The sequence below is a fragment of the Bifidobacterium sp. KRGSERBCFTRI genome (genome assembly GCF_025908335.1).
The window spans coordinates 672,727-685,655 of the sequence record NZ_CP109653.1 but is presented as its reverse complement, the minus strand read 5'-3'; the positions used below and the strand labels follow the sequence as shown (position 1 = coordinate 685,655).

The window sequence follows — 12,929 nt, the reverse complement described above, 5'->3', positions numbered from 1 at the left end:
CCATGAACGCCACGAACGAGGCAAACGGCAATTACGCAGCCACCCCGCAAAGCAACGAAATTCATTCCGGGGTCGGCGTGCTCGACAAGACAGTCAAGATTCTCGACGCTCTTGAATCCGGCCCAGCCACACTCGGACAGCTGGTTTCCGCGACCGGTCTGGCTCGTCCGACCGCGCATCGTCTTGCGATCGCGCTGGAACGTCACCGTTTCGTTTTGCGCGACCAGCACGGTCGTTTCGTGCTCGGATCGCGATTCGCGGAACTTGCGGCCGCAGCCGGCGAGGACCGCCTGTTGACCGCCGCCGCGCCGATTCTGCAGACCCTGCTCGACCGCACCGGCGAATCCGCGCAGATTTACCGCCGTCAGGGCGATCAGCGCGTCTGCATCGCAGCCGTGGAGCGCGCGTCCGGCCTGCGAGATTCCATTCCGGTTGGTGCGATGCTGTCCATGGAAGCCGGTTCCGCAGCCCAGATTCTGCTGGCTTGGGAGGATTCCGAACGTCTGCATCAGGGTCTTCGCCACGCCAAGTTCACTGCGGCCAAGCTCACCGCCGTCCGCAAGCGCGGCTGGGCCGAGTCGATCAATGAACGCGATGAGGGCGTGTGTTCGATTTCCGCGCCGATTCGCAACGCGTCCGGCCAGGTGATCGCCGCTATTTCAATTTCCGGCCCGAATGGCCGTATGGGCGCCAACCCCGGCCGCCGTTACGCGCCGCTGGTCATGGCCGCCGGCAAGTATCTGACCGACGCGCTGATCAAGGCGTCTTCCGGCCGCTGACAGGTCCGCGACCAGTCGCATACGTTAACGTAAAAAGCTGACGATGGAAAGTTCCCATCGTCAGCTTTTTTGTATTCATTCCAAAGTTGGATGCCGGAAACCAGAACAGTCACCGGCGGAACAGCGAGACCAGCTTGTTCCACGTCTTGCTCCACCACGTCGGCCTGTGGAGCAGGTCCATGCCTTCCGAATCGGGCTTCGATTCGCTGGTCATGCCGTAGGCGTAGGCCTTGCCCGCGCTGGGTTTGCCCACCAGCTCGTCGTATTCCAACAGCTGCGTGCGCGGCTCGTACGGGTGGCGGATGTCGAATTCGAACAGTCGAGCGGCACGCTTGGCCGGCACCGGGCCGTATGAGCCAAAACCGCTGGTCGGCGAGGCGACCATCATCATCTGCCGGTCACCGTCGGTTCCGACCGGCACGGAACCGACGAAGGCGTTGCGGTGGTCGTGCCCGGCGGAAATCGCAAAATATCCCGCCTTGTCAAGGATTGCGAATTCGCCGCTGTCGGCATCCGGGCAGCTGACGCCCTCCCCCAGATAGCTTCCGGGCTGCGTTTTGTCTTCGTTGAGCACGAAATGCCGCCCCGCGAAGTTGCGGTATCCTTCAATCGCGCGCGCAGCGGTGGCCGCGACCGGCTTGAGCAGGCGATAATACTGTTCGATCGGGAAATGCTGGAACACCATGCATGGCAGCGTGGACGGCGTCTTGCGCGGTTCGCGCGGCGAGTCCTGTTCATCTTGCCGGTCTTGTTGCAGCTGCTGCGATTGCGCCGCCATCAGCCCCGGCGCATCCGCCAGGAAGCGCAGCGCGGCTTCCGACGGGCTTCCGTAGCCGCCGGAACGCGCGTAATCGCCCGAATCCAGCAGGACCAAGCCCAACACGCCATACGTGCGATCGACGTCCGTCACCGACAACGCGAATGTGCCGGGCGCGCACGCGATCACGGGCTGTTCCGGCAATCCGAAGTCCTGTTCCATATCGCCGACATCATGTTTCACACCATGTTTCACGGCGATGCCCGTCGTGCCGTCGGCAGCGCGTTCCGGATTGATACACCCTGGGAATTCGCGGCAGATGCTTTCGATCTCGGCATTGTCGAGCCCGCACTGGAAGTCATGGTTGCCGAACGTCACAGCCCACGGCACGCCGCGGTCGGCAAGCGGGTGGACCAGTTGTTCGATGGTGGCTCGCACCAATTCGCGGGTGTGTTCCAATGCGGCCGCATAGCGTTCCCCGGACGCTTCGGACGATGCGGATGCCGGACGCGCGTCCCAGCGACGCTTGCGGGAGGTCAGCGCGTATGCGGAATCATATCCGGCGATCTGATTGCCGTTGAAAATAACAAGATCGGGGCGTGTGGCGTCAAGCGAGGCCTCGATGAGGCTGATGGTGTCTTTGCTGACTTTCGGCCCGTCTTGGATGTCGGCGAATTGCAATACGCGGAATTTGCCGGACTGGTGGAATTGCAGGCGGCCGAGCCGTGCGGATACGGAAAGCGGTCGACGGTCCCCCTCTTCCGCTGGTTGGATGCGCGGGCGCGTGGCTTTGGCGGCATGCTGCAATTCGGTCATACTTCTAGGGTAATGCAACATTGGGCGATTACATGTGCGATTCACGCAGGGCGTCAGCAGATTGCGCTGCCACATCGCATCCGGCAAAATCCATCAACCCACCGCCCAAAGCGGCGTGAACAGACAGGTGCGAAAAACAAAAAACCCTCGCATCTGCGAGGGCTCATTGGCTGGGATGCCTGGACTCGAACCAAGAATGGCTGAACCAGAATCAGCTGTGTTGCCAATTACACCACATCCCAATTTGGCAGGCGTGGCAACTTCGAAAAGTTGTCCGTCGTACCCCCGACCGGATTTGAACCGGTGTTGGCGCCGTGAGAGGGCGTAGTCCTAGACCGCTAGACGACGGGGGCTTGAGTTATCGCTGTGATTCTCAACTAGGCTGTGAACCGCAACGAGTGATAAATATACGCGAAACAGCACAGTCGCGCAACTTACGGCGTGTCGCGCTATTTTCCGCCATTCCGCACCAGCCTTCCGCATAAACGAAAACCCGCCGAATCACTCCGGCGGGTTTCCATCATTCAGCTAACAGTCAGCAGCTCAACGGCTCACAGGTGCTCGCGCAGGCCCTTGAGTCGAGCCATGGCAACGTCCTTGCCGACGATTTCCATGGATTCGAACAGCGGCGGGGACACGCGGCGGCCGCTCATGGCCACGCGCACCGGGCCGAAAGCCAGACGCGGCTTGTAGCCGCCGTCTTCGACCAGCGCCTTGTTCAGCGTCTCGTGCAGGGAGTCGGTCTTCCAATCACCCTCAGCAACGGCGTCCAGCGCCGCGATCGCAGCGTCGAGCACGGCCGGAGCGGAATCCTTCAGCTGCTTCTTGGCGTCGGCGTCCGGCTCGATGTAGCCTTCGGTGGACAGCAGGGAGCCGACCATGCCGGCCACTTCGCCCAGCAGGCGCACGCGCGGCTGGACCAGCGGAGCGGCGGCGGTGAGCACCTCACGCTCGCGGTCGGTCAGCGCATCCCAGGAATCGGCGGAGACCACGCCGTCGCGGTGCAGGTAAGGCACGGAACGGTTCAGGAAGTCCTGCGGTTCGAGCATGCGGATGTGCTCGGCGTTGATGGAGATGGCCTTGTCGACGTCGAAGCGGGCCGGGTTGGCCTTGACATCACGCACGTCGAACTTCTCGATCATCTCGTCCATGGAGAACACGTCGCGGTCGGGGGCGATGGACCAGCCCAGCAGCGCCAGGTAGTTCAGCAGGCCCTCACGGATGAAGCCGTTGTCACGGTGCAGGAACAGGTTGGATTCCGGATCGCGCTTGGACAGCTTCTTGTTGCCCTGGCCCATGACGTACGGCATGTGGCCGAACAGCGGCATTTCCTTGGCCACGCCCAGCTCGATCAGGTAACGGTACAGCACGATCTGACGCGGGGTGGAGCTCAGCAGATCCTCGCCGCGCAGCACCACGTTGATGCGCATCATGGCGTCGTCGACCGGGTTGGTCAGCGTGTACAGCGGGTCGCCGTTCGGACGCACGATCACGTAATCCGGCACGGAACCGGCCTTGAATTCGATGCGACCACGGATAAGGTCGTCGAAAGCGACGTCCTCGTCGGGCATGCGGATACGCAGGGCCGGCTTGCGGCCTTCCGCGCGGAACGCGGCCTTCTGCTCTTCGGTGAGGTTGCGATCGTAGCCGTCATAGCCGAAAGCCTTCGGACGGCCGGCGGCCACGTTGCGGGCCTCGATCTCCTCAGGAGTGGAGAAGGATTCGTAGGCGTAGCCGGCTTCGAGCAGCTTGGCTGCGACGTCCTTATAGATGTCGCCACGCTCGGACTGGCGGTACGGGCCGTCCGGGCCACCCACGTTGATGCCTTCATCCCAGTCGATGCCCAGCCAATTCAGGGCCTCGATGATCTGGTTGTAGCTTTCCTCGGAGTCGCGCTGGGCGTCCGTATCCTCGATACGGAACACGAACGTGCCCTTGGTGTGGCGGGCCTCAGCCCAGTTGAACAGTGCGGTGCGAACCATGCCGACGTGCGGAATGCCGGTCGGGGACGGGCAGAAACGCACACGAACGTTTTCAGGAAGTTCCGGTCTGGTATTTTCAACTTCAGTCATAGGCTCCATTGTGCCGCGCAAACCGGACGTGCCACGACCCAATCGCCGTTTTTCTTCCGCAGCGTTCCATACTGCAATATTTTTCCCTATCTTCACATCGGCAAAGGAGTAATGTATGAAGCGACTTTCTTTATTCTTTAGTCACCGTTTTGTGAAAGGGCACTCTAATGACGGACCCCAACCAATACAATCCGCAGGTGCCGCAGCCGGCAGCGCAGTATGGTCAGGCTCCTGCCCCCGACTACGGCCAGACGGCACCGCAGTACGGCACGCCGGATTACGGGCAGGCGCAGGCGCCCCAGTACGCCGCCCCGAACTACAACCAGGCACCTCAGTATGGTCAGGCTCCGCAGTACGGCCAAGCACCGCAACCGCAATACAACCAGGCTCCGCAGTACGCTCAGGCCCCTCAATATGGACAGGCCCCTCAGTACGGCCAGGCTCCAGCCGCGAATTACGGGCAGCCGGCACCGCAACCGCAGTCGGGCAATAGCTTCTTCGCATTGACCGCGCCGCTTGACATGCCCGCATATGGCTGCAACCTGGGCGAGGCGATCGTCCGTTTCTTCAAGAAGTACGCGGTGTTCAAGGGCCGCGCCTCGCGTAGCGAGTTCTGGTGGTGGTTCCTCACCTATACCGTCGTCACTTTCGTGTTGAGTCTCGTATTCCGCACGTTGAGGAACCTCACCGATTCCGGCGTGATCGCCACCGTCGGAGACTCGTTCTCCTCCATTTGGGGACTCGTCGTGCTTGTGCCGACCATCGCGCTTGGCGTACGTCGTCTGCATGACATCAACATGCGTGGCACCGTGCTGGCCATCATCTACGCGGTACAGGCGGCCGCCGGAATCTTCTTCGCCATCGGTCTGATCCTCATCATCGGCAGCAGTCTTTCGTTCAGGTCGTTGGAGGCGGGCAACAGCGTCAGCATCGGCGGCGTTGTCCTGCTGATCCTCGGCGTGCTGGCCTTCATTGCCAGCGGTGTGTTCTACTTTGTGCTGATGGCCCGCGATTCCAATCCGGAAGGCGCGCGTTTCGACGCTCCTACGGCTTCCAACGCATGGGCTCCCGCCACGGGCGAGGCTCCGGCAGACCCGTATGCGGCGCAGGCCACCTCGTACGGCAACGTCCCGCTGCCGACCAATCCGGCGGCTGCGGCACCGGCCGCGCCGTACACGGCACCAGCGACTCCGACCGATTCGTACACAGCTCCGGCACCGCAGTATGACGCCGCGCAGCAGCACGCCGCGCCGCAATACGCCGCACCTCAGCAGAATCCGCTGGCGGAGGCTCCGTCCGTACCGTCTATGCCTCCGATGCCGGCTGTTCCGACCATGCCTCCGACACCGTCCATTCCGCCGATGCCGGAAGTGCCGGCCCAGTTCCAGCATCCGCACGAGCAGCCGAATACCGACGCTCCGGCGGATTCGGACGCTCCGGCAGTACCGAATGATCCGGCGAACGGCACCGATCAGCAGCTCTGATTTCGCTCTGATCCCCGCCTTATCGCCACACAAAACGTGGCACACCATAACGAATAACGAATAATCCCGGTATCCTGTGCAATCGCAGGATACCGGGATTATTCGTTTCAGATCATTCGTTACGGGTAGTGACGTCGTTGCGGATGTAACGCGTGGGATAGGCGACAGCCACGCGCAATTCGAGCGCAAGCACAAGCGCACGCCACGCAAGTACACGCAAAGCCTTCACCGTCAGACGTCACACGACCGCCCGCAACACTTATTCCTCGGTCGGCTCCGAACCGGCCTCTTCCGACGAGTCCGAATCCTCAGACAAATTCGAGTCTGCAGACGAATCCAAATCCGCGTCGGAAGCCGCGTTATCGCCATCGCTCGTCAAATTGTATTTCTTTGCGAGCGCTTCCCTGCTTTTGCGCTCGTCCTCGTCTTTGGCGTCCTGTTCGGCCTGCTTCGGGTCCCACTCCAGGAACCTCATATGCCGCAGCCATTCCTGCCCCGCGAAGAAAGCGAGGTACTTGACGGTGGTGGAGAACGTCAGCGGGTTGAACGAGCTGTCGAACACCGACTGGGGCCGTCCGAACTGGCGGGCGGTGTCACGCAGACCAAACAGGTTGATGAGCTGTTCGGCGTTGATGAAAGTGGGCGGAATCGACAGCTGGTTGCGCATGGCGTTGACGAACAGCAGCACCGGCAGCACGCGGATGGCCTGCTCCTGCGAATCGTCGGTGCCATAGCACATGAGGTTTATCAGCGCGTCGAGAACCGTCATCGAGGCGAGGTAGCGTCTTGCGAATTCGTTGCGGTCCACCGTGGCCGACTGGCAGATGCCGACGTTTTCCGCCACGTCATCGTCGACTTCGAATCCGGAGGCGCTGCGCATAGTGCGTGAGAGGTTCTCCATGAGGTCTTGGATTTCCTTTTCGATTCGGGTCTCCACGTCGATGCCGAGTATTCTGGCGGTTTCCATGAACAGTTCGATGCCGTCGACCCCGTGGTAGGAGGCCATCACGTCATAGGCGTGGTTGGCGTCCATCAGCGTGCGGATGATTTCCGGATCGACGCCGGGAAGCACATCCATGCCTTCGTATACGGCTTCCGCAACCGACTGGTCGACTTCTTCGGAGCGTTTCAGCGGCACCTGCGTCATCATGCCGGAGAACATCACCTGCAGGTTCTCCGCATATTTGACGTCGTTTTCCAGTTCCTGGTTCGTTTGCAACGGCCACATCTTGACCAGATCGACACCGTAGTCAACTGCCATGGAGACCACGTGCGAGCCGTACATCGAGTCGACGACCTTCTGGTCGTATACAAAAGACATACTTTCTCCTTGTATATCGTGCGGCCGGCCCGAACCGCAGTCATCCCCGACCGCGATTGAGCCACCGCATGTTTTGGTTCACATTATTCGACGTCCGCCGCCGGATCGGCGTACGTAATGGACATTATTTTCCCGGTATTGCAATCGTAAGTGATGGAGGTGATAGAAGCGAGCGCGGTGTGGCGCAACAGCATGTTGTGTTCGGGGTGCCCCGTTTCCAGCATGTGCCGGTAGCTCCAAATCGGCGATTCGTGGCTGACCACCACGATCTGTTTGCCGGGATATTCCGCCACTTTCTCCAAGGCGAAGTCCTGCATGCGATGCGCGATCGACTGGTAGCTTTCGCCCCAGCTCGGCTTCCACAGGTTGCGTACCAGCTTCCAGTTGCCGTTCTTCCACAGCGCGCCTTCGCCGAAGCCGATACGCTTGCCGCGAAATTCGTTGCGCGCTTCGATGAGGCGTTCGTCCGTCTGCAGCTCCAGCGGTTCCTCGCCGCGCAGTCCACGTACCGAATTCAGCGATTCGAGGATCTCCCCCGCCGTTTCGCGCGTGCGTTCCAGCGGCGACGAGTAGACGGCGGATACGGTGTTCAGCTGCGGGCTGACCGCGATGTAATGCGCGGTGGCCTGCGCCATGCGCACGCCCACGTCGGACAGGTGGAAACCGGGCAGCCGCTCGTACAGCAGGTGCCCGGGGTTCTCCACTTTGCCGTGGCGCACGAAATGGATGGTTGTCGCCGGCATATTGGCCGCCTTTCTTGCGTTTCGGACCTGCCGGCCACGTGCTGGCTCAGCACGTTTCGCCGGTCGCCGGCCCTGTGAAAAAATTCGTCGATTCGAATATTGGTTCCTGCCCTAATGTACCGCGTGTCACGACGGTACCTGCGCATAAAGTTGCCTTGGTCAACAAAGACACACAAACAACACGCACCATCCCACCTTTCTCCCCGTGTGCGGCATGTCAAACATGTCAATCGATTGACGTGTTCGGACGGCTGGGGCAGCGAGCTGGTATCGGAAGCGGTTAACCAATAATTCAGGGGAACCACCACCATCAGTCCGCACGCGACGCAAAGCTGCGGACGTCACGAGCGAAACCGTGAGCGGAAAGGAGCGGCAAGCATGACCAACAATGTCCTCGTCGGCGTCAAAAACATCGGCCAACGTCTTTTCGGAGGGTATGCGGAGCTGCTTCGCATACCGCACACCGCACGATTCTCCGTCGGCTCGGTGATCGCCTGCATGCCGTTCCCGATGGTCGGCATGACGATCACGATTTCCGTGCAGCACTACTACGGCAATTATTCGCTTGCCGGCGCGCTGACCGCAGTGCAGGCGATCGCGCTGGCCGTGACCAGCCCGGTGCTCGGCAAGCTGGTAGACAAGTTCGGCCAACGGCAGGTGTCGATTCCGACAATCATCGTGTGGATGGTCGCCGCGATTTCGCTGGTATCCTGCATCACCGCCCGCGTACCGTCATGGATCCTGTTCTGCATCGTGCCGTTCATGGCGGCGATTCCGCCGTGGGGCGCGATGAGCCGTCAACGTTGGACCACATTGCTCAAAGGGGATGCGGAAAAAACGAACCGCGCGCTGTCCCTATCAGGCGTATTCGACGAATGCATGTGGGTGATCGGCAATCCGCTGGCATCCACCTTGGCCGTAATTTCAGGTCTGCTGGCGTTCTCATTCACCGGCATATGCGTGGTGGTCGGCGCGTTGATGTTCCTGACGGAGCTAACCACCGAACCGAAGTCGCAGACGCAGCTGGCACGCGAGGCCGGTATGACGCGTAAGGAGTACCGTGAGCGCGAAACGGCCCGTTCCAAGGCTTTGCAGACCGAAGCGGCAGTAGAATACGCGCGCGACAAGGCTCGTGCGGAAGGCAAGACGGCCGCTGAGGTGAAGGCCGCGATGCAGAAGGCCGCCACGGATATTGCGGCAGGCAGCAAGGAATCGATTTGGGGTCCGGGCCTGATTGCGGTGTGCGTGACGTGGTTCGGTTTGGGCGCGTTCCAGTCGGCCGCAGGCATTTCGATCGTCGCGTTCGCCACAGAGGCGCATATGAAGCAGTTCACCGGTTTCGTATTCGCCTGCTTCTCGTTCAGCTCTCTGATCGGCGCGCTCGTGTATGGTGCGAAAAATTGGACGATTCCACTGTGGAAGCGTTTCTACTTCTGTCTTGCGGTGGTGAATCTTGGAATCGGTTCGTTCATGTTCGCCAAGCATTTATGGGTGATCATGATCATCTACCTGTGCATCGGCGTCTGCCAGGCTCCGACGTGGGTGAACGGCAACCAGCTGATGCTGCACCTGGTTCCGCCCACACGTTTCACGGAGGGTATGGCTTGGATGGGCGCAATGAATTCGATCGGCGGTTCGGTCGGTTCCGCGATCGCCGGACAGTTCATCGACCGCATGGGCTCGCGGGGCGGTTTCATTGTGGTGACGGCGTTGGCGTTGACGTCGCTGGCGATCGCCATGCTTGGATTCAAGCAGATCAAAGAATCCACCGAACAGCCGACGCTTACCAACGTGAGTGCGTGAACCGTATAACCGAGCCGGCAATCCCAGGAAACGTACGCCAACCGCAGAAAGGCGCGTCCGAATCGCAATAAAAATCCGATTCGGACGCGCCTTTTCGTATGCCGTATACGAAACGCCGCCAGCTACTTCGGCCAGCCCTTCGGCGTATGTTCCAGCGACCACACGCCCAGCTTGTGCGAGAAACTGTTCTCCCACTTGGCCTCCAGCTCCTCCGGGCTCAGGCGGTTTTCCTTCTTCTTCAGACGGTTCGTGGCGTTGGTATGCGTATCGTCCAACAACCACTTGCGTGTCACGAAGTTCCACACCATCACCACGGCGGTGGCGATAAGCTTGCCCACGTTGGTACGGATCAGATATTCGGCGCTTTGAGAGACATACGCATCATGGTTCATGCCGTACGTGGAAATCCAGATGATGGCGTCGTTCATAAACAGGCCGATCACCGCGCCGACCACGAAGATGACGATCTCCATCCAGCGAGCCATGTCCTCACGGTGCTTGAACACCATCTTCATGCTGGCGACATAGTTGAAGATCAACGAGATGATAAACGAGATGGTGGCGGCGAGCACGTTGTGCATGTGGAAGGCGCCGACGAGAATGTTTAGAATACCCCAGTCGATGATGAAGGCGATCACACCCACAATGCCGAATTTCATAAGCTGTTCAATCAGTTTTCTCACACGGGATATTTAACACTCGCGCGCAGACCACCTAAACTTGGGTAACGAAGAACAATATATTTCAACGATTGCAAGGAGCAGCAATGCCAGTCATCCACACGCACGTTTCCGTATCCACCACCCCTGGGCAGCGCGAGGCGCTGAAGACGGCCTACGGCAAGGCGATTTCTGCCGTTCCCGGCAAGTCTGAAGGCTGGCTGATGTGCCCGTTCGAAGACAATATGCCGATTTATTTCGGCGGTGACGATTCCAAGCCGGCCGCATACGTGGAAGTGAATGTGTTCGGCCGTTCCGTGCCGGGTTCCGCCTGGGAGAAGCTGACGGAGCAGATCATGGCCGCGCTGGGCAAGGAACTGGGCATTCCGGCCGACCGCACTTACATCCGCTACACCGCCACGACCGACTGGGGTTGGAACGGCGGCAACTTCTGATCTCGGCTTCTTAACGAAGTTCCACCGTTCCTTCGAGGTTTGCCCATATTGCAAACCTCTCACCTCACCTACGGGAAGCACGTCTAGGAAGCTCGCCTGACTACGGCAGGGAAATCGCAATATCAGCACCCCCGACCGCTCACAAAAGCGAGAAACGGGCCTTTTCTACGGGACGTGAGCGAAAAGGGGTATGAAAACCAGCAAAATCGTCAGTAATCATACCCCCTTTTGCTCATAAGAGAGAAAAATCGCCCCATTCCGCAACTCGTGAGCAAAAGGGGGCGCACATGCAAGCACGCCCGCACCCACAAACGGACAACGTAAAGGTATCACCCACGAAAAAAGCCGCCGGCCCGAACGGGACCAGCGGCTTTGTATTTACGCCGAATCAACGATTAGCGAGCGCCCTCGACGGTACGGGACGTACCGCCACGCGGCGCAATCGCAAGAAAATCAGACGATCTTCGGCATCGGGGTGGTCAGCGACGTGGTGAGGTTCACGTGCACCAGGCCCGCGCCGGAATGCACTTCGACCTTCTTCAGCGTGACGGTGCGCTCGGCTTCCGGAGCGCGGTCGTTGTCGGTCATGGTGGCCGGAGACTTCACCGCGACCAGAGCAAGCGAGCCGAAATCGATGCCCGCGCTGGCGCACAGACCCTCGGCGGCCTGCAACGACTCGGCGAAACCGTCCTTCAGAATCACACGGTCGGCCGGAACGCCATACGCGTTCTCGGCGACCCAACGCACGTTCTCCACCAGAGCCATGCCCTTGTGGCTGTGCGGTTCGGCCGGCATAGAACCGTTCGTCACGGCATCGACGAACGCATCGAGCTGCGGGGCGAGCGCGTCGCCACCGTCGCGGTACAGGTTGCCGATGATCGGGTCGCGGAATTCCAGCTCCTTGGCCGTGGCCTTGAGCGCCGGAATCTGGTCGTCCTCGCCATCCCACAGGTTGATGAGCGGGAACGTAGGAATATCAAGACCTTCGAGGCGCTGGACGTGGAACGGGTAGCGCCATGCCAGATCCGGATCGTCACGCCACGTGGAAGCGCGGGTCACGACGATGGCTGCGGACGGCCACTGCGCGTCGTATTCGCGGCAGGCTATGTCAAGCCACTTCTGCGCGCCTGCGTCGGTACCATAACCGGCTTCGACGATGACCACGTCATGCAGCGCGCACGCCATTTCCACGGAAACCAGCGTCGGAATGCCGATGGACACGTTGGCGAACGGGCCGCCGTGCACGTACACCGGAGAGCCGTTCACGGTCTCCGTCTTGGCTGGCTTCACGGCGTCGCCGAGGATGCCGGTGATACGCCACAGGTCAACGAATTCGCCGAAGGTCACGGCCTTGCCATCCTTCGTGCCGGCGACCATCTTGGCAACGCGCTCGGAGATCTCATCCATGGAACGCGACAGCACAACGATCTGCATGAGCTCGCAGGTCGGGGTGAGCACCACACGCTCAGCCACGTCGCCCTTTCCACGGTCCACTGCGATCTGGCGCAGGGAACGGGACGGCACTTCGGAGACGCGCGGTACGAGGATGGTGTCCAGCTTGCCGTCGTCAACAGCCTTCTCCGCAAAGGAGACCAACAGGTTCTGGGCGGCCTCGATGGCTCCCATTTCACCGCACAGACCCCAGTCGATCAGCTCCGGGTGGGTCAGGGAGGCCTTGCCGCCGCCCGACGCGCCACCCTTGGAACCGGCTGCGGTGATGCCCATGCTCGGCTGGCGCAGCACGGCTGCCGCGTCGATGCCACGCTCACGAAGCGCATCGATCAACGCAATCGTGGTGGTGGTCTTGCCCTCACCGCGGGACGCCTTCAACGGGGTGTCGGCGGTGACGAGGACGACCTTGCCATGCTTGCGCGGCGCATCCGGATTGCTCTTCAGATAATCGAGATAGCCGAACGCATCAATCTTCTGCACCAGACCGTATTGGCTGATGAAATCCTCAATGCTGGTCACTGGAGTCCTTTCTTGAAGCCTTCCGCCAGGCGGCGTCGAGCGCCGAACATGGCCGGAACAACACAGATA

Annotated in this window: 10 protein-coding genes and 2 tRNA genes; 4 read left to right on the top strand and 8 right to left on the bottom strand. The window is 60.6% G+C overall.

What is annotated here, in order from left to right:
• Nucleotides 1-2: 2 nt before the first annotated feature.
• Nucleotides 3-779 carry an IclR family transcriptional regulator gene (locus tag OGI63_RS02790; protein WP_223895346.1) on the top strand — a complete coding sequence of 259 codons (777 nt, stop codon included), beginning with the start codon at nt 3-5 and terminating at the stop codon, nt 777-779.
• Nucleotides 780-888: 109 nt separating this feature from the next.
• Here OGI63_RS02790 and OGI63_RS02785 read toward each other — a convergent pair whose 3' ends face one another.
• From OGI63_RS02785 to gltX, 4 genes are all read right to left on the bottom strand, one after another.
• Nucleotides 889-2,352, bottom strand: coding sequence for a metallophosphoesterase (locus OGI63_RS02785; RefSeq protein WP_011742712.1), 1,464 nt, complete (start codon nt 2,350-2,352; stop codon nt 889-891).
• A gap of 167 nt (nt 2,353-2,519) precedes the next feature.
• Nucleotides 2,520-2,594, bottom strand: a tRNA-Gln gene (locus OGI63_RS02780).
• A 38-nt stretch (nt 2,595-2,632) separates the two neighbouring features.
• Nucleotides 2,633-2,705 (bottom strand) — tRNA-Glu (locus tag OGI63_RS02775).
• Nucleotides 2,706-2,903: 198 nt separating this feature from the next.
• Nucleotides 2,904-4,424, bottom strand: a complete 1,521-nt coding sequence (gene gltX, locus OGI63_RS02770) for a glutamate--tRNA ligase (protein WP_011742711.1) — start codon at nt 4,422-4,424, stop codon at nt 2,904-2,906.
• 167 nt (nt 4,425-4,591) lie between these two features.
• Here gltX and OGI63_RS02765 point away from each other — a divergent pair, with 167 nt between their 5' ends.
• Complete coding sequence (locus tag OGI63_RS02765; protein WP_011742710.1) at nt 4,592-5,908, top strand: DUF805 domain-containing protein; 1,317 nt, start codon at nt 4,592-4,594, stop codon at nt 5,906-5,908.
• 259 nt (nt 5,909-6,167) lie between these two features.
• Here the strand turns inward: OGI63_RS02765 and OGI63_RS02760 are convergent, their stop codons facing one another.
• Together OGI63_RS02760 and OGI63_RS02755 are read right to left on the bottom strand one after the other, a co-directional pair.
• Nucleotides 6,168-7,229 (bottom strand): hypothetical protein, encoded by a 1,062-nt coding sequence (locus OGI63_RS02760; RefSeq protein WP_264309056.1) that lies wholly within the window; start codon nt 7,227-7,229, stop codon nt 6,168-6,170.
• Between the two features lie 83 nt (nt 7,230-7,312).
• Nucleotides 7,313-7,972, bottom strand: a complete 660-nt coding sequence (locus OGI63_RS02755; RefSeq protein ID WP_003807570.1) for a histidine phosphatase family protein — start codon at nt 7,970-7,972, stop codon at nt 7,313-7,315.
• 378 nt (nt 7,973-8,350) lie between these two features.
• Between OGI63_RS02755 and OGI63_RS02750 the strand changes: the two genes are divergently transcribed.
• Nucleotides 8,351-9,775, top strand: a complete 1,425-nt coding sequence (locus OGI63_RS02750; protein WP_011742708.1) for an MFS transporter — start codon at nt 8,351-8,353, stop codon at nt 9,773-9,775.
• Nucleotides 9,776-9,897: 122 nt separating this feature from the next.
• On the opposite strand, the gene OGI63_RS02745 is transcribed toward OGI63_RS02750, so the two are convergent.
• Nucleotides 9,898-10,434, bottom strand: coding sequence for a GtrA family protein (locus OGI63_RS02745; protein WP_041777220.1), 537 nt, complete (start codon nt 10,432-10,434; stop codon nt 9,898-9,900).
• Between the two features lie 107 nt (nt 10,435-10,541).
• Here OGI63_RS02745 and OGI63_RS02740 point away from each other — a divergent pair, with 107 nt between their 5' ends.
• A complete protein-coding gene (locus tag OGI63_RS02740; protein ID WP_011742706.1) occupies nt 10,542-10,889 on the top strand; it encodes a phenylpyruvate tautomerase MIF-related protein in 348 nt (115 codons plus the stop codon).
• Nucleotides 10,890-11,342: 453 nt separating this feature from the next.
• Here the strand turns inward: OGI63_RS02740 and OGI63_RS02735 are convergent, their stop codons facing one another.
• The gene (locus tag OGI63_RS02735; RefSeq protein ID WP_041777219.1) at nt 11,343-12,860 is read right to left on the bottom strand and encodes a formate--tetrahydrofolate ligase; all 1,518 of its coding nucleotides are present in this window, start codon (nt 12,858-12,860) and stop codon (nt 11,343-11,345) included.
• Nucleotides 12,861-12,929: the final 69 nt, after the last annotated feature.

Excerpts from the sequence above, each read along its gene's own strand:
- OGI63_RS02790 (WP_223895346.1), top strand. The coding sequence starts at position 3 with ATGAACGCCACGAACGAGGCAAACGGCAATTACGCAGCCACCCCGCAA.
- OGI63_RS02740 (WP_011742706.1), top strand. The coding sequence starts at position 10,542 with ATGCCAGTCATCCACACGCACGTTTCCGTATCCACCACCCCTGGGCAG.
- OGI63_RS02755 (WP_003807570.1), bottom strand. The coding sequence starts at position 7,972 with ATGCCGGCGACAACCATCCATTTCGTGCGCCACGGCAAAGTGGAGAAC.
- OGI63_RS02745 (WP_041777220.1), bottom strand. The coding sequence starts at position 10,434 with ATGAAATTCGGCATTGTGGGTGTGATCGCCTTCATCATCGACTGGGGT.
- OGI63_RS02785 (WP_011742712.1), bottom strand. The coding sequence starts at position 2,352 with ATGACCGAATTGCAGCATGCCGCCAAAGCCACGCGCCCGCGCATCCAA.
- gltX (WP_011742711.1), bottom strand. The coding sequence starts at position 4,424 with ATGACTGAAGTTGAAAATACCAGACCGGAACTTCCTGAAAACGTTCGT.
- OGI63_RS02760 (WP_264309056.1), bottom strand. The coding sequence starts at position 7,229 with ATGTCTTTTGTATACGACCAGAAGGTCGTCGACTCGATGTACGGCTCG.
- OGI63_RS02765 (WP_011742710.1), top strand. The coding sequence starts at position 4,592 with ATGACGGACCCCAACCAATACAATCCGCAGGTGCCGCAGCCGGCAGCG.
- OGI63_RS02750 (WP_011742708.1), top strand. The coding sequence starts at position 8,351 with ATGACCAACAATGTCCTCGTCGGCGTCAAAAACATCGGCCAACGTCTT.